The following is a 15,129-nucleotide window of genomic DNA, read 5'->3' as shown; positions in this document are numbered from 1 at the left end:
GGTGGTCGGGCGCCTTCCCGCGCTCCCGGACGAGGGACCAGTACCCGGAACGCGACAAGACTGGCCAGGAGAAGTGCCATGTCGTGGATCGTCCTCATCGTGTCCGGGGTGCTCGAGGCCGTCTGGGCCACCGCCCTCGGGAAGTCCGCCGGGTTCACGAAGCTCGGGCCGTCGATCGTCTTCGGCGTCGCCGTCGTGCTGAGCATGATCGGGCTCGCCTACGCGATGCGCGAGATCAGCACGGGCACCGCCTATGCCGTGTAGGTCGGCATCGGCGCGGCGCTCACCGTGACCTACGCGATCGTCACGGGCGAGGAGCCCGCGAGCGTCGTCAAGGTCCTGCTGCTGCTCGGCCTCGTCGGTTGCGTGGTGGGCCTCAAGGTCGTCGACACCGGGCACTGAGCCCGCACGGCGCGGGCCGGACGGATCAGCCCTTCCGCCCCTGCGTCGCGATGCCCTCCACGAAGTAGCGCTGCCCGAACGCGAAGAGCAGCAGCATCGGCAGGGTCACGAGCAGCGCCGCCACCATCACGAGCTGGTAGTCGCCCTGGCCGCCGTTCGTCGGGCTGAATGCGGTCATCGCGTAGGACAGCCCGAGCGGCACGGTGAAGCCCTCGACGCTGCCGGCGTTGAGGTAGATCAGCGACGCCTGCAGGTTGTTCCAGCTGGCCTGGAACTCGAAGATGAAGATGATGACGAAGGACGGGATCGACAGCGGCAGCGCGATCCGCCGGAACATCCCGAAGTAGCTGGCGCCGTCGAGCCGGGCCGCCTCGAACAGCTCCCGCGGCAGGCCGAGGAAGAACTGGCGCTGCAGGAAGATGTAGAAGGCCGAGCCGAACAGGTTCATGCCGAACAGCGGGATCCACGTGCCGATGAGGCCGAGGTTCTTCCAGATCAGGAACTGCGGCACCATCGTCACGGCGCCCGGCAGCATCATCGTGGCGAGCACGAGGCCGAACAGGATCCTGCGGCCCGGGAACCGGAAGTACGCGAAGCCGAACGCCACGAGCGCGCTCGAGATCGACACGAGCGCCGCGGACAGCAGAGCGATCGCCAGGCTGTTGCCCATCCAGCCGAGCAGCGGCAGCTGCTCCCACACCTCGACGTAGTTCTGCGGCGTGAAGGTGCGGGGCCAGAGCGAGTTGTCGAAGACCTCGCCGCGCGGCTTGAGGCTCGCGGCGAGCAGCCATGCGAACGGGTAGAGGAACAGGAGCGCGAACCCCACGAGCAGCGCGGTGATGAGGGCGCGGCCGATGCGGGACCGCACGCGGCGGACGCGGTCGGGATCGCGCCGCTCGGGCGACGGATCCCGCGACGGCAGCGGAGTGAGGGCGGCGGCGAGGCGCGGATCCCCGGTGGCGGCAGCGGGCGTCGCGGCGGCGCCGGGCGTGCTGTCGGTGACGGCCATCAGCGGTCCCCCTCGTAGTAGACGAACCGGTTGCTCAGCTTGACCTGCACGAGCGTGATCAGCAGCACGATCACGAACAGCAGCCACGCCATCGCGGCCGCGAACCCGAAGTCGAACGAGCGGAACGCCTGCTGGAAGAGGTACACGCCGTAGAAGAGCGACGAGTCGGGCGACGCGTTTGTCTGATCCCGCCAGAACAGCAGGTAGGCCTGGTCGAAGACCTGCAGCGCGGCGATCGTGAGCACGACGACGTTGAAGAAGATGGCGCCGGAGATCATCGGCACGGTGATGGAGAAGAACTGCCGGACCGGGCCGGCGCCGTCGAGCGAGGAGACCTCGTAGAGCTCGCGCGGCACGTCCTTGAGGGCCGCGAGGAAGATCACCATGGTGCCGCTCACGCCCCACAGCGTCATGAGCACGATCGACGGCTTGACCCATGCGGGGTCGATGAGCCATTGCGGGCCGTCGATGCCGATCGCCTCGAGCCCCTTGTTCACCGCGCCCGAGTTGCCGTTGAGCAGCAGCAGGAAGACGCTCGCGGTGGCGACCGTCGGGGTCATCTTGGGCAGGTAGTAGAGGGTGCGGAAGATGCCGGCGCCGCGGCCGAGGCGGGCGAGGAGGATCGCGAGCAGGAGCGCCAGGCAGACCTCGAACGGCACGGCGAGGATCGCGTAGAAGAGCGTGTTGCCGAGGCTGAGGGCCACGCGCGGATCCGAGAACAGCCGCGCGTAGTTCTCCGTGCCGACCGGGGTGGCCACGTCGGTGGCGAGGTTGTAGTCGCTGAACGACACCACGAGGCTGTAGACCATCGCGCCGAGCGTGAAGACCAGGAACCCGACGATCCACGGGCTGATGAAGAGGTAGCCGGCCACGGCCTCGCGGCGGGCCATGCGGGAGCGGCGGGGGCGGGGGCGGGGCGGCCGGTCGGCGGTGCTGCTGCGCGGAGGGCGGCTCGTCGTCGTCATGGTGGTCCTCGTCGACTGGTGGATCGGAGCATCGTCGCTCCTCTCTGCCGACCCTAGACCGGCTTCTCCTCGGCGACAGGGCCGTGCGCACGACGGACGCCCGCCCCCGCGCGAGGCGGGGACGGGCGTCGGGTGGCGCGGCGCTGCTGCGGCGGCTAGTGCTTGCGGCGACGGGCCCGCACGGCGATCACCGCGACGACGCCGGCCGCGAGGGCCGCCGTGCCCAGGGCGAGCTCGATGACGAGGCGGACGCCGTCGCCGCCCGTGCGGGGGAGGTGGCCGGAGGGAGGCGGCACGTCGCCGGGCGGGGTGCTGGACGTCGGCACGCCGGAGGTGGGCGACGGCGTCGGCGTGGATGCGCCGGTGGTGCCGCCCGTCGTGCCGCCGGTGGATCCGCCGGTCGGCGACGGCGCCGGCGACGGCGCCGGCGTCGACGAGGGCGTCGGCGTCGGGGTGACGACGGGGGTGGTGCCCGAGCCGACGGGCGACGTGCTGGTGCCGCAGGTGGAGGAGATGAACGCGTCGTCGTCGAGGGTGACCGAGCCGTTGCGGGCGAGCGTGCGACCGTCGACCGTGGCACCCGTGCCGACCGCGACGCTCGTGAGCGCGAGGATCGTGCCCGCGAAGCCCGAGTTGGTGCCGAGCGACGCGGAGCTCGAGACCTGCCAGAACACGTTGCAGGCCTGGGCGCCGTTGACGAGCGACACCCGGCTGCCGGAGCCGGTGGTGAGGGAGGACGGGGCCTGGATGACGAAGACGGCCGACGGGTCGCCCTGCGCGTCGAGCGTGACGGTGCCGGTGAGGCCGATCGGGCCGGCCGCGGTGTAGACGCCGGGCGTGAGGGTGGATCCGACGAGGTCGGCGGGCACGGCGGCGGTGGTGGGCCGGCCGGCTGCGTCGTCGTACGCGGTGGTGAGGTCGGACTGGGCCTGGCCGGCCGCGGCGTCGGCCGCGTGCGTGGCGCCGCCGACGACCCCGGGCGGGAAGCCAGTGACGGCGGCGGACGGGCTGGTGCCGAGATCCGCCGAGAGGGTGGTGGGGCCGGTGTTCGTGACGCCCTGGCCGGCGAGCACCGAGTACGTCGCGGCGGTGCCGAGGCCCACGGTGGCGGTGGCGGCGAAGGCGCTCGCCGGGGCGAGGAGGGCGGCTCCGAGGCCGGAGGCGGCGACGGCCGCGACGGCCAGCGATGCGACGGCGAGGGATCCGGACCGGCTCCGACGGGATGAGGACGTGCAGGCGTGGCGCGACTGGTGCATGGACAGCTCTCGTCGGAAGGGTTGGCGGGCGGAACCGCGACCGTATCGAGCGGCGGTCAGGGCGCGTGCGTCGAGTCCACAGGCGGTTACGGTGTGGGGGTGACCCTCCTCGCCGACGAGATCCCCTCCCGCGACGAGCTGTTCGACCTCTACGGATCCGTCGGCTGGACCGTCTACACGCGGGACCCGGAGCGGCTCGAGCGGGCGCTCGCCGGATCCGCCCTCGTCGCCACCGCACGCGACGCCGACGGCCGGCTCGTCGGCCTCGTGCGCGCCGTGGGGGACGGGGTCTCGATCTGCTACGTGCAGGACCTCCTCGTGCGACCCGACCGGCAGCGCGGCGGCGTCGGACGCGCGCTCGTCGAGCACGTGCGCGCGGGCCAGGCGGCCGGCGTCCTGCTCGTGCTCACCACCGACGCGGGCGGCACCGAGGACGGCGACCGCTCGCACCCCTTCTACCGCGCGCTCGGCTTCGCGCCGCACGCGGAGCAGGGGCTCGCGGCGTTCTCGCTGCGGGTGTGAGCGGGCGCCGCGCGCGTCAGCGGGGCAGGACGCTCGCGCTCTGCGGATCCTCGATGAGCGTCACGGCGTCGTCCCGGTCGAGGCTCCCCGGGAAGTTGAGGTGGGTGAAGCGGCCGTCGGGGTCGTAGGACGCGGTGGGCGTCATGATCCGGGACCCGCGCACAGCCGCGACGAGCGCCGCCGCCCGCTCGGGCGAGAGCGCGTCGGTCGCGCCGATCGCGAGCACGACGCGGAACCGGGCGCCGTCGGCGAGGTCGAGCCGGATCACGAGGGGATCCCGCCGCGGGCGCTTCCGGGGCCTGTCGTACCGCGACTCCCGGGGCACCGGCGCCACCTCGATGCGCGCGCCCACGAGCTCGGCGAAGGGGCGCTCTCTCCCGCGGAGGCGGAGGACGCCGCGGCCGACGTCGATGTCGAGCCCGGGGGACAGCCGCGTGATGGCGAGGAGCAGGATCGCCCCCGCGGCGACGACGCCCGACAGGACCGTGGCGGCGACCGTGACCCACCCGCCGCCGAGGGAGTCCTCGACGTGTCGGCCGAGGAGACCGAGGGGGTTCATGCTCAGCCATGCGACCAGGAGGAACCAGCCGCTCCCGAAGAGCAGCCGCTGTCGGTACGTGGGCGCCGGGATCCGCACCCATCCGTCGTCGGCCACGCGTCAGCTCCCGTCGGCGGGGCGGGCGGGGTCGCGCGGCTCGGCGGACCCGTCGCGGTCGGCCTCCGCGCGGGCCGCATCGGCGGCGGTGCGCTGCTCGGCCGCGCGGCGGGCGTCGCGGCGGGTGATGACGAGCACGACGATGCCGCCCACCAGGAAGAAGAGGGCGAGCCCGACCACCGGGGTCTCCGTGCGTCCGAACAGCGCCGTCGGGTTCCGCACGGCGACGACCGCGAAGAAGACGCCCATCGCCGTCACGATGCCGGCGATGACGTACTGCGCCCGCATCGACACAGGGCTCCGGCTGGGCGTCCCCGCGGGGCGCACGTTCCGTGCACCGGACCCCTGGCCGCGCTGCCCGCGCGCGGCCATCGGCTCCGCGACCCCGCTGCCGTCCACGAGCGCCGCCGTGTCCTCGAGGGTCAGGTGGCCGGGGAACTCGACGTGCGCGAACTTGCCGTGCGGGTCGTCCTTCGAGCGGGGCGGCGCGATGCGGGATCCCGCGACCAGGGCCAGGAGCGCGTCGCGCTGCGCGTCGTCGATCCGCACGCCCTCGCGGGTGGAGACGACCACGGTGCAGCTCTCGCCGCCGGTCGTCGAGAAGCGGAGGATCAGGGTGTCGTCGCCCGGGCCGCCCGCGAGCTCGATGCGCGCGCCGGTGACCTCGGAGAAGCCCCACTCCTTGCGTCCGATGCGGAGGACGCTGCGCGCGACGTCGATCGCGGGCGGCGCGCTGCGCTCGGAGACGACGAGGTACGCGATGCCGACCACGGCGACGACGAGGAGGATCGGCAGGCCCACCGCGATGAGCGGCGACGGGCCGATCGCGCGGTCCACGAGCCGGGTCACGGCGCCGACGGGCGACCAGAGCAGGATCCCGGCGAAGGCGAGAGACGCCGCGGTGAGGAGCCATCTCTGCTGCACGCTCGGGGACGGGATGCGCACCCACGCGCCGCTGGCCATGCTCCGACCCTACGGGCGCGGATCCGCGGCGACGGCCCCGCAGGCGCCCGCCCGCGCCCCCAGAACGAGGCGCGCGCGTCCTCCGCCCGCACCCGCCCGGCCCGCCCCCGCTCGCGGTTGGATGGACCCATGCAGACACCCCCGGCGGCACCCGTGCGCCTGCTCCTCACCCGGCACGCGCCCACGCCCTGGAACCGGGAGTACCGGTACGACTCGCGCACCGACATCGACGTCGACCACGACGCGGCGGAGCAGCTCGCGCCCCTCGCGGCGCGGCTGCGCGGGGAGGGCGTGGAGCGGATCCTCGTGAGCACGCTGTCGCGCGCCCGCAGCACCGCGCGGATCCTGCAGGAGCAGGGCGTCGCGCCGGGCGTCGTGCCCGAGGCGCGGCCCGAGCTGGTGGAGCTCGACTTCGGCGCCTTCGAGGGGATCACGCGCGACGAGCTCCGCGGACCCGTCCACGGGGAGGCGTTCGCGGCCTGGCTCACGGGCGAGGACGGCGAGCCCGCGGCACCCGGCGGCGGCGAGACGTGGGCGGCCGCGGCTTTGCGGGCGCGCGCGATCCTCGACGACGTCGCGGCGGATCCGCGCACCACCCTCGTGGTCGCGCACGGCTACCTGCTGCGCGTGCTCTACCTCACCGCGCTCGGCCGGTCGCCCGCGCTCACGCGCTCGCTGGTGTGGGCGAACGGGCAGCTCATCGAGCTGGAGCGCGACGGATCCGGGTGGCGCGAGCGGGACGCCAGCGCCCCGGCCGCTCCCGTCGGCTAGTCGTCCGGGCCGGCCGGGTCCGCGCACTCCGCCGGGTAGCGCAGCTCGAACACGACCTCGTCGATCGCGCCCGTCCAGACCATGTCCTCGCCGCGGCGCGCGAGCGGGCCGTCGGTGAGGTCGATGGCGTCGGCCAGGCCGAGCCCCGCGATCCACGCCTCGATCACCTCGCGCCGCGCCTCGGGCGCGTACGCGTCGGCGTCGCCCGAGAAGTGCACGCCCTCCCACGGGCCTCCGAGCTGCCACGCGAGCGGCGGCAGGCCGCGGATCGCGCCCTCCGCGTTCCAGGCCAGCGCGACGGAGGTCTCGATCGCCAGCCGCGTGATGCGGCGCTCGGTCGGGACGTGCTCGGGTGCGGTCGACACGGTCTCTCCTCGTGCGGCCGGTGCGGCCGTGCTCGTACGTGGGGTCAGCCGCACCGTAACCGGGAGCGGGCCACCTCACCATGGGGATGCGCCGCGCGGACATGCGACGGGACGCCGTACCCATCGTATTTCCTCGGGCGATGGATGAGAGGATGGGCGCGGTGGAGGCAGGGGATCCGCGCGGGGGACCGCGGGGGACCGGCGCCACCCGCCGGCCGCATCGGGGGATGTCGGCGTCGGCGCACGGACCACCTGAGGGGGACGCATGGCGCTCACGACCGCCACAGCACGACGCGAGGACGACGTCACCGTCGTCACGGCCGCAGGGATGCTCAACATGGCCGCGGCCCCCGAGCTCCGGCAGGCGATCCACGACGCGCTGGATCCCGCGCCCGCGCGCATCGTCGTGGACCTCGCCGGCGTCGACTTCATCGACTCCTCCGGCCTCGGCGTCCTCATCGCCGGCCTCCGCTCCGCGCGCGACGCCGGCGGCGACCTCCGCATCTCGGCGCCCGGCCCGCAGGTCCAGATGGTGCTGCAGCTCTCCAACCTCGACCGTGTGCTGATCTCCACCCCGACGGCCGAGGCGGCCTACCGTGACTGAGACCACCCGCAGCCTCACGCTCCAGTCCCCGCCCGACGACGTCGACGCGGTCCACGAGCTCGTCGCCGGCCTCTGGGACGACCGCCCCGACGTGGGCGCGCTCGACCGGATGGCATTCGAGACCGCGCTCATCGAGCTGGCCTCCAACGTGATCGAGCACGCCGACGACGGCCAGGGCGTCACGTGCGTGGTGAGCGTCACCGTCGACGACGGCGTGATGAGCGCTCGTCTGCGCGACGGATCCGAGCCGGGCGACTTCCGCCTCACCACGCGCGAGATGCCCGGCGCCGACGCCGAGTCGGGCCGCGGACTCGCGATGGTGCAGATGCTCTGCGACGAGCTCACCTACGAGCGGGTCGGCGGCGAGAACGTGTGGAGCGTCCGGCGGACCCGGATCGAGCCCGAGGCGTCCTGATGAGCTTGCCCGCGCACGCGCCGCAGCCGGCCGCGCTCCCGCTGCCCGCGTGGGTCGGGCGCTTGGCCTGGATCCCGGAGTCCGCCGCCCGGTCCGGATCCTCCGGCACGCCCGGCCCCACTCCCGTGGTCAAGCAGCTGCCGATGCTGGTGCTCTTCGTCCTCGCGGTGATCGCCAGCGTCAGCGTGCCGTCGCTCGGGGTCACCGCGCCGCGTTCGCTCCTCATCGCGTGCGGGATCCTCGTGGTCGGCACCCTGCTCGCCGTCCTCGCGACCGTGCGTCGCGACCTCGCCCGCTACGCCGACGCCGTGCCCGCGCTCGACTTCCTGGTCGTCGGCATGCTGCGCATCGCGACGGGCGAGAACGCGTCCATCTTCGGGTCGCTCGTGATCCTCCCTGTCGTCTGGTTCAGCCTGAATCCCAGCAGGTGGAACGTGCTCGTCGCGTTCGTCGGCGTCTACGCGACCCTCGGACTCCCGCTCCTCCTCGGGCTCGGCTCGCAGAACGCGAACGAGCTGTGGCGCGGCTTCTTCAGCGCCCTGGCCTTCGCGGTCGCGGCGCTCGTGGTCAACGAGCTGTCCCGGCGCACCCGCTTCAGCCTCGAGGCCGCCCGCGACCGGGAGCGGGTGAGCGAAGAGGAGCTGACCCGCGCGTCCATCGTGCAGCAGGCGCTCCTGCCGAAGACGACCGTGCTGCTCGCCGGGTACCAGGTCGCGGGCGCGTGCCTGCCGTCCAAGGCCGTGGGCGGCGACTTCTTCGACTGGTACCCGGTGAAGGAGGGCCTGGCGTTCACCCTCGGCGACGTGATGGGGAAGGGCGTGGGGGCGGGGATCATCGCGGCCACCGCCCGCGCGGTCGTGCGCAGCGCCAAGAACGTGCCGGATCCGGTCGCCGCCGTCGAGCGCACGGCCGACTGCTTCACCGCGGAGCTCAGCGGGGCCGCATCCTTCGCCACCGTCTTCCACGCGCGGGTGCGCGCCGAGGACCACACCGTCCTCTACGCCGACGCGGGCCACGGCCTCTCGGCCGTCGTGCGCGCGGACGGCTCCCACGAGCGGCTCGAGTCCACCGACCTGCCCGTCGGCGTGCCGGGCGCGGCCGGCTGGAGCACGCACGAGGTCGCGCTCGGCCCGGGCGACCTCATCGTCACCTTCAGCGACGGCGTGCTCGACCTCTACGACGGCACCCTCCGCGCGGTCGACCGGGTGGCGGAGCTCGCGCGCGAGTCCGCGTCCGCGGACGACCTGGTGCGACGGATCACCGCGCTCGCCGGCGGCCAGGCGAACCCCGACGACGTGACCGTGGTGGTGGTGCGCCGGGAGGCGTGACGGCTCGCCCGGCGGGCCGTGGAGCCTCTCCGATCCGGGGTCGGCTCCGAATACCAGCGCATACACTCGACGAAGGCGCCGCGGTCCGGGGGGATCGTGCGGCGGGCGGATCACCGTCCGGCGCGACCGACGCCCGATCCATCAGGGGAGCACATGGCCATGCCGGAGACCGTAGCGCGCTCGAGTGGCTCGGATCCCGCGGGTCGCGCCAGCCGCGACGCCCCGACCCTGCGCGGTCCGGCCGAGGAGGCGCGACTCCGGGCCGTGCACGACCTGCGGCTCGTCGGATCCACCGCGGAGGAGCGCTTCGACCGCGTCACCCGCGTCGCGCGCGAGGTGTTCGGCGTGCCGGTGGCCGAGATCAACCTGGTCGACGACGCCGAGCAGTTCACGAAGTCGCCGCAGCCCGCGGGCGTCTCCCTGCTGTCGGACCGCACGCAGTCGTTCTGCGACATCGCGATCCGCTCGCCCGAGATCCTCGTGGTGCCCGATGCGACGCAGGACGCGCGCTTCGCCGAGCGCACCACGGTCACCGGCCCCCGCCACATCCGCTTCTACGCGGGACGCCCCCTCATCTCCGGCGGCCAGACCGTCGGCACCCTCTGCCTCGTCGACACCGAGCCGCGCGAGCTCGCGCCCGCGCAGGAGAAGCTGCTCGACGAGATGGGCGCCTGGGTGGAGCGCGAGCTCCGCGACAGCCGCGACGATGAGCTCGCGGGCGAGATCCAGCAGCGGCTCCTGCCCGTCGACCGGCCGCTCTGGCCCGACTTCGACCTCGCCGGCATCAGCCGCCCGGCCCGCGGCGTGGGCGGCGACTTCTACGCCTGGGGCGAGGACGCCGACGGCCTGCACGTGACCGTCGCCGACGTGATGGGCAAGGGCGCGGGCGCGGCGATCCTGGCGTCGGCCGTGCGCTCGGGCTTCCAGGCGCACCGGGGGCCGGACGCCGCGCGCACCGTCACCGCGGTGCAGGCCCAGCTCCAGGCCGACCTCGACGCGACCGAGACGTTCGCGACGTTCCTGCACTGCCGCGTCGACGGATCCACCGGCCGCTTCGCGTACGCCGACGGCGGCCACGGCCTCACGGTGGTGATCCGCGCGGACGGCACGCACGAGATGCTGCCGTCGCTCGGCCTGCCGCTCGGCGTCATCCCGGGCGCCTCCTGGGCGGCGCGAACCGGCGAGCTGCGGCCCGGGGATCGCCTCCTCGCGTTCACCGACGGCGCGCTCGACCTCTTCGACGGATCCCTCGACTCGGTCGCGCCGCTCATCGACCTGGTGCGGGACGCGGGGGGCGCGGCCGAGACCGTGGGCCGCATCGCGGACGCGGCAGCTGCGGCCGCCGCGCGCGGCACCCTCGGCGACGACGTGTCGGCGGTGTGCGTGCGCTACGCGGGCGGCGCCTGAGGGCTCGCCGGCTCGGCCGTCGCACCGGCCCGCGCGTACTCGGATCCCGAGCGCGTCCGCAGCACGAGGCCCGCGTCCACGAGGTGGCGGCGCAGCAGCGCGTGGTCGTCGGTGATGCGCACGAGCCGCTCGGTGAGGGCCTTCTCGTCGAGCACCTCGTCGGGCTCCAGCACCTCGGCGACGACGTGCCGCAGCAGGTCGTCGAGGTCGACCGGGCCCGCGGGCCACTGGGCGATGCGGCCGTCGCGGAGGAAGCGCTCGACGCCCTGGGCGGGCGGCGTCGCGGGCTGCTGGGCGAGGATCGCGCGGAAGACGGTGTCGGGCGCGGTCGCGGTGCCGTCGGCGGCGAGCGCGACGAGGCCGGATCCGGTGAGCGCCGCCCGGGCCTTCCGCGCGCGGGCGGGGGAGAGGTGGGCGAGGGCGTCGTCGAGGCCGGATCCGAGCACGACGCGCGCGTACGCGGCCCGCATCTCGGCGTCGGCGAGCACCGCGGCTAGGCGGCGCGGGTCGATGTGGTCCATGCCCCCATCCTGCCCGGCGCCTTCCGCCTCGACGACCGGCGCCGGTACGGTCGGGAGATGACGGTCCTCCGCTTCCTCGGCCGCGTGCTCACGCGGGTCCTCTACGTGCTCGGCAAGGTCCGCATCGGCGGCAGCGGCCAGAATCCGTCCAACGGCGACCCGATGGGGTTCGACAAGCCGCAGCAGTACCGGCCCTGATCGACGGATCCCGCGAGTCCTCCCCGTCAGTCGCCGCATCCCGGCAACTGACGGTTCATGTCGCGGCCCTCGTGGCCATCGATCGTGGCGCCGCGGCCCGTGCCCGGTCTCTGCGACTGGTTCGCCTCCGTCGAGGATGCGCTCGCGACGATCGCCGCGGAGCTCCCGAGGGATCACGCGCTCACCGCGTAGCGCCGCACGCCGCACGCCGCACGCCGAGCCGGGCTCCGCGTGCTCAGGACAGCTGACGGCCCCGGCCCTCACGAGGAGGACCGGGGCCGTCGGCGTCATGCGCTGGATCCGCGCGCGCTGATCAGCTCGCGTCGGAGACCGCGGAGTTGATCGCGGTGGGGGCGTCGTACTCCGTGTCGGCGATGCCGCGGAGCGCGTCGAGGGTGTCGGAGTCGGCGCCCGACTCCTCCGCCTTCGTCACGATCGCGTCCTTGGACGCCGGGTAGTCGAGGCCGCTGAGGTGCTTCTGGAGCTCGATGGGGTCGATGGCCATGGGGTGTCCTCTCGTCGGTGGATGCGGGCTGCGTCGCCCGCATATCGAGTCGACTCCCGAGGTCGAGCAGTGGGCAGGGGAACGATCGCGATCTACGGGGAGCCGTCAGGATCGGCCGGCGCTGCGGGCTGCGCGGGCGCCGACGTCGCCGTCCCGGCGGGCCGGGTGAAGCCGGGGTCGGGTGCCGACGCGCGGATCCGGTCGACCATCGAGCTCGTCGACTGCGACGGCACGTACCCGAGGATCGACACCTCGCCGCCGTACCCGCGCACCACGTCGGTCTCGTCGAGCATCTCGGGCGTGTAGTCGCCGCCCTTCGCGTAGACGTCGGGCCGCACCGCCTCGAGCAGCGGGATGGGGGTGTCGGTGTCGAACACGGTGATCACGTCGACGCACGACAGCTCGGCGAGCACGCCCGCGCGGTCCTCGGCGGTGTTCACCGGCCGGTCGGATCCCTTGAGCCGCCGCACCGAGTCGTCGCTGTTGAGCGCCACCACGAGCACGTCGCCGAGCCGCTTGGCCTGCCGGAGGTAGGTGGTGTGGCCGCGGTGCAGCACGTCGAAGCAGCCGTTCGTGAAGACGATGCGGCGACCGGCGGCGCGTTCGCCCGCCACGAGGTCCACGAGCTCGGACTGCGACACCGTGCGGGATCGGGTCTCGCCGAGGTGGTCCGCGAGGGTCGCGGCCGAGCAGACCGACGTGCCGGGCAGGCGCACGACCACGTCGGCCGCGGCCTGCGCGAAGTCGGCGCTCACCGCGAGCGGGAGGCCGACCGCGCGCGCGAGGGTGAGGGCGGCGACGAAGGTGTCGCCCGCACCGGACGCCTGCTTCTCGGGCACCGGGTGCGCGCGCGTGCGGTACGGCTCGCCCGCGCCGAGCACGACGGTGCCGTCGCGGTCGAGGGTGACGACGGCGGTGGCGGATCCGGCGGCGGCCAGGATCCGGTCGCCGAGCGAGGCGACCACGGCGGCGCGGTCCTCGTCGCGCGCGAGCGGCCGGTCGATCATGCGGCCGGCCTCGCCCGCGTTCGGCGTGATGAGGTCGGGGCGGAGTGGCGCCCAGATGGCGGGATCATGCGCATCCACCACCGTGAGGCCGGGGCGGCTCGCGCGCGCGGCGAGCGACTCGAGCACCACGCCGTGCAGCGTGCCGGTGCCGTAGTCGGAGACGATCTCGGCGTCGACGCCCGCGGTGGCCTCGAGCGCGGCGCGGGCGAGGGCGCGGGCGTCGTCCCGGTGGACGGATCCGCGGTGCACGTCGTCGACCCGCACGATCACCTGGTCGTCGCCCACGATGCGGGTCTTGGTGGTGGTGCGCAGGCGCGGCGAGTGCACGAGGCCGGACACGTCGACGCCGGCCGCCAGGAGCAGGTCGCGCACGCGGTCGCCCGCGGCGTCCTGGCCGACGAGGCCGACCATCCGCACGGTGCCTCCGAGGCTCGCGAGGTTCACGGCGGTGTTCGCGGCGCCGCCGAGCGACTGGATCCGCTCGGTCACGTCCACGACGGGCGCCGGCGCCTCGCGGGTCATCCGGTCGCTGTGGCCGCGCCACCACTCGTCGAGGATGACGTCGCCGATGACCGTGACGGTGGGCCGGCGCTCGGCGAGCAGGCCGATGATCCCGCGCAGCTCGCTGGTCATCGGGTCTCGCCCGCGTCGAGCACCGGCAGCCCCAGGTGCACGACCGTCGTGGTGCTCATCTCGTCGAGGAGCTCGGGGCCGTAGCCGAAGCCGGATCCGCTGCGGCCGCGGGGCTGCGCAGCGCCGCCGGGAGCGCCGCCGAAGACGCCGTTGACCTTGATCGTGCCGACGGGCAGCTCGGCCGCGGCCCGCTGCGCGTGCTCCATCGACGCGGTCAGCACGCTGGCGGCGAGCCCGTACCGGTCGTCGGATGCGCGGGCGAGCGCCTCGTCGAAGTCCGCGACGACCTGCACGGCCGCGACCGGGCCGAACGTCTCGGCCGTCATCACGGTCATGTCGGCGGTGCAGTCGACGAGCACGGTGGCGGGGTAGCGGGACCCGGGGCCGTCGGGCACGTGGCCGCCGACGAGAGCACGGGCGCCCTCGGTGAGGGCCTCCGCGACCTGCTCGTGCACGGCGTCGCGCATGCGCTCGTCGACGAGCGGGCCGAGGTCGCCGGAGGAGTTCCAGCGCTCGGCCTCCGCGACGAGCGCGGCGGTGAAGCGGTCGGCGATGGCGCGGTGGACGTAGATCCGCTCGACCGAGGTGCAGATCTGGCCGGCGTTGGCGAAGGATCCGAGGGCGGCCTGCGCGGCGGCCCACGCGGGGTCGACGCCGGCGTCGACGAGCAGCGGGTCGTTGCCGCCGTTCTCGCGGATGACGTGGGTGGGGGTGCCGGCGGCGCGGCGCGCGATGGCCTCGCCGGCGGCGGTGGATCCGACGTGCGCGACCACGCGCGTGTCCTCGTGCGCGACGAGCCGGTCGCCGACGTCGCCGCCGCCGACCACGGAGACGAGCACGCCGTCGGGGAGGGCCTCGGCGAGGATCCGGCCGAGCAGCTCGCCCGTGTGCGGGCAGCGCTCGCTCGGCTTGTGGATCACGGGGTTGCCCATCACGAGCGCCGCGCCGATGATGCCCGCGGCCACCGCGACGGGATCGTTCCACGGCGTGAGGGCGACCGTGACGCCGCGCGGCCGCGGCACCGAGAAGTCGACGTTGGGGAGCGTGCCGAGCAGGCTCTTCCCGCGGTGGACCGGCCCGAGCTCGGAGTACTGGAGCAGCGTGTCGACGCCCGCGCCGACGCCGCCGCGCGCGTCGCCGATCGGCTTGCCGGTCTCGCGCGCGTTGAGCTCGGCGAGCTGCTCGGCATGCTCGGCGAGCGCGTGGGCGGCCCGGCGCACGGCCTGACCGCGCTCGGCGGGCGGCGTCGCGGCCCACGCGGCGGACGCCTCCACCGACCGGCGCACCGCTGCCTCGACCTCGTCGGGCGTCGACGCGTCGATGTCGCCCACGAGCGAGCCGTCGCGCGGATCCGTGATCCGCAGCGTCCCGGGTCCCGCCTCGGCCTCCGCGGGGTCGATGAGGCCGTCGATGTCGAGTGCGCTGTCGGGGGTCACGGGTCTCCTCGCGGGGTCGGCGGCCCGCGCGGTGCGGCGCGGGCGGGGCGCTCGCGCGCCACCCGGCCCGTACCCACTTCCCTGCGCTCTCACACGGGCCTCGGGCCGCCGCGGCTACCCTGATCCGGTGCCCGACGCGCTGCCGCTTCCGACCGACTACGCCAGCG

At 74.4% G+C, this 15,129-nt stretch carries 17 protein-coding genes, 1 pseudogene and 1 riboswitch; of the genes and pseudogenes, 8 read left to right on the top strand and 10 right to left on the bottom strand.

Annotated elements, in window-relative coordinates:
• Positions 1-4 precede the first annotated feature (4 nt).
• Positions 5-69: riboswitch (guanidine-III (ykkC-III) riboswitch) on the top strand.
• Between the two features lie 9 nt (positions 70-78).
• A pseudogene (locus FGD68_RS00830) lies at positions 79-402 on the top strand (DMT family transporter).
• A 25-nt stretch (positions 403-427) separates the two neighbouring features.
• On the opposite strand, the gene FGD68_RS00825 reads toward FGD68_RS00830, so the two are convergent.
• The 3 genes from FGD68_RS00825 to FGD68_RS00815 form a co-directional block, all read right to left on the bottom strand.
• Positions 428-1,411, bottom strand: a complete 984-nt coding sequence (locus FGD68_RS00825) for a carbohydrate ABC transporter permease (protein WP_119373392.1) — start codon at positions 1,409-1,411, stop codon at positions 428-430.
• Positions 1,411-2,376 carry a carbohydrate ABC transporter permease gene (locus FGD68_RS00820; RefSeq protein ID WP_119373391.1) on the bottom strand — a complete coding sequence of 322 codons (966 nt, stop codon included), beginning with the start codon at positions 2,374-2,376 and terminating at the stop codon, positions 1,411-1,413. The genes FGD68_RS00825 and FGD68_RS00820 overlap by 1 nt, the downstream gene beginning before the upstream one ends.
• Positions 2,377-2,531: 155 nt before the next feature.
• The gene (locus tag FGD68_RS00815) at positions 2,532-3,632 is read right to left on the bottom strand and encodes an ice-binding family protein (protein ID WP_237609661.1); all 1,101 of its coding nucleotides are present in this window, start codon (positions 3,630-3,632) and stop codon (positions 2,532-2,534) included.
• Between the two features lie 99 nt (positions 3,633-3,731).
• Between FGD68_RS00815 and FGD68_RS00810 the strand changes: the two genes are divergently transcribed.
• The gene (locus tag FGD68_RS00810; protein ID WP_119373743.1) at positions 3,732-4,154 is read left to right on the top strand and encodes a GNAT family N-acetyltransferase; all 423 of its coding nucleotides are present in this window, start codon (positions 3,732-3,734) and stop codon (positions 4,152-4,154) included.
• Between the two features lie 16 nt (positions 4,155-4,170).
• Here FGD68_RS00810 and FGD68_RS00805 read toward each other — a convergent pair whose 3' ends face one another.
• The gene (locus tag FGD68_RS00805) at positions 4,171-4,809 is read right to left on the bottom strand and encodes a hypothetical protein (RefSeq protein WP_237609660.1); all 639 of its coding nucleotides are present in this window, start codon (positions 4,807-4,809) and stop codon (positions 4,171-4,173) included.
• Positions 4,810-4,812: 3 nt separating this feature from the next.
• Positions 4,813-5,772, bottom strand: a complete 960-nt coding sequence (locus FGD68_RS00800) for a hypothetical protein (protein WP_237609659.1) — start codon at positions 5,770-5,772, stop codon at positions 4,813-4,815.
• Between the two features lie 129 nt (positions 5,773-5,901).
• On the opposite strand from FGD68_RS00800, the gene FGD68_RS00795 reads away from it, so the two are divergent.
• Complete coding sequence (locus FGD68_RS00795) at positions 5,902-6,543, top strand: histidine phosphatase family protein (protein ID WP_119373206.1); 642 nt, start codon at positions 5,902-5,904, stop codon at positions 6,541-6,543.
• Here FGD68_RS00795 and FGD68_RS00790 read toward each other — a convergent pair.
• Positions 6,540-6,908, bottom strand: a complete 369-nt coding sequence (locus FGD68_RS00790; protein ID WP_104235328.1) for a hypothetical protein — start codon at positions 6,906-6,908, stop codon at positions 6,540-6,542. The genes FGD68_RS00795 and FGD68_RS00790 overlap by 4 nt on opposite strands.
• Before the next feature lie 265 nt (positions 6,909-7,173).
• Between FGD68_RS00790 and FGD68_RS00785 the strand changes: the two genes are divergently transcribed.
• The 4 genes from FGD68_RS00785 (at position 7,174) to FGD68_RS00770 (ending at position 10,662) form a co-directional block, all read left to right on the top strand.
• Positions 7,174-7,512, top strand: coding sequence for an STAS domain-containing protein (locus FGD68_RS00785; RefSeq protein WP_104235329.1), 339 nt, complete (start codon positions 7,174-7,176; stop codon positions 7,510-7,512).
• Positions 7,505-7,927 (top strand): ATP-binding protein, encoded by a 423-nt coding sequence (locus FGD68_RS00780; RefSeq protein ID WP_043584032.1) that lies wholly within the window; start codon positions 7,505-7,507, stop codon positions 7,925-7,927. Before FGD68_RS00785 ends, FGD68_RS00780 begins: the two co-directional genes overlap by 8 nt.
• Positions 7,927-9,255 carry a PP2C family protein-serine/threonine phosphatase gene (locus tag FGD68_RS00775; protein ID WP_119373205.1) on the top strand — a complete coding sequence of 443 codons (1,329 nt, stop codon included), beginning with the start codon at positions 7,927-7,929 and terminating at the stop codon, positions 9,253-9,255. The genes FGD68_RS00780 and FGD68_RS00775 overlap by 1 nt, the downstream gene beginning before the upstream one ends.
• Before the next feature lie 159 nt (positions 9,256-9,414).
• Entirely contained in the window at positions 9,415-10,662 is a 1,248-nt protein-coding gene (locus FGD68_RS00770) for a PP2C family protein-serine/threonine phosphatase (protein ID WP_237609658.1), read from the top strand.
• Here FGD68_RS00770 and FGD68_RS00765 read toward each other — a convergent pair.
• Positions 10,644-11,183: a DUF2087 domain-containing protein gene (locus tag FGD68_RS00765; protein WP_237609657.1), complete on the bottom strand. Its 540-nt coding sequence runs from the start codon at positions 11,181-11,183 to the stop codon at positions 10,644-10,646. The two genes, FGD68_RS00770 and FGD68_RS00765, sit on opposite strands and share 19 nt — an antisense overlap.
• A gap of 57 nt (positions 11,184-11,240) precedes the next feature.
• On the opposite strand from FGD68_RS00765, the gene FGD68_RS00760 reads away from it, so the two are divergent.
• Positions 11,241-11,381, top strand: coding sequence for a hypothetical protein (locus FGD68_RS00760; protein WP_182480951.1), 141 nt, complete (start codon positions 11,241-11,243; stop codon positions 11,379-11,381).
• A 313-nt stretch (positions 11,382-11,694) separates the two neighbouring features.
• Here FGD68_RS00760 and FGD68_RS00755 read toward each other — a convergent pair whose 3' ends face one another.
• The 3 genes from FGD68_RS00755 to FGD68_RS00745 form a co-directional block, all read right to left on the bottom strand.
• Entirely contained in the window at positions 11,695-11,886 is a 192-nt protein-coding gene (locus FGD68_RS00755; RefSeq protein WP_104235333.1) for a DUF2795 domain-containing protein, read from the bottom strand.
• Between the two features lie 92 nt (positions 11,887-11,978).
• Entirely contained in the window at positions 11,979-13,526 is a 1,548-nt protein-coding gene (gene rfaE2, locus FGD68_RS00750; RefSeq protein WP_119373432.1) for a D-glycero-beta-D-manno-heptose 1-phosphate adenylyltransferase, read from the bottom strand.
• The gene (locus tag FGD68_RS00745; protein WP_119373433.1) at positions 13,523-14,962 is read right to left on the bottom strand and encodes an aldehyde dehydrogenase family protein; all 1,440 of its coding nucleotides are present in this window, start codon (positions 14,960-14,962) and stop codon (positions 13,523-13,525) included. Before FGD68_RS00745 ends, rfaE2 begins: the two co-directional genes overlap by 4 nt.
• Positions 14,963-15,129 lie beyond the last annotated feature (167 nt).

The sequence above is a fragment of the Clavibacter californiensis genome (genome assembly GCF_021952865.1).
GTDB lineage: Bacteria > Actinomycetota > Actinomycetes > Actinomycetales > Microbacteriaceae > Clavibacter > Clavibacter californiensis.
Note: the sequence above shows the minus strand (reverse complement) of the source record. Positions and strands in the feature narration are given on the sequence as shown.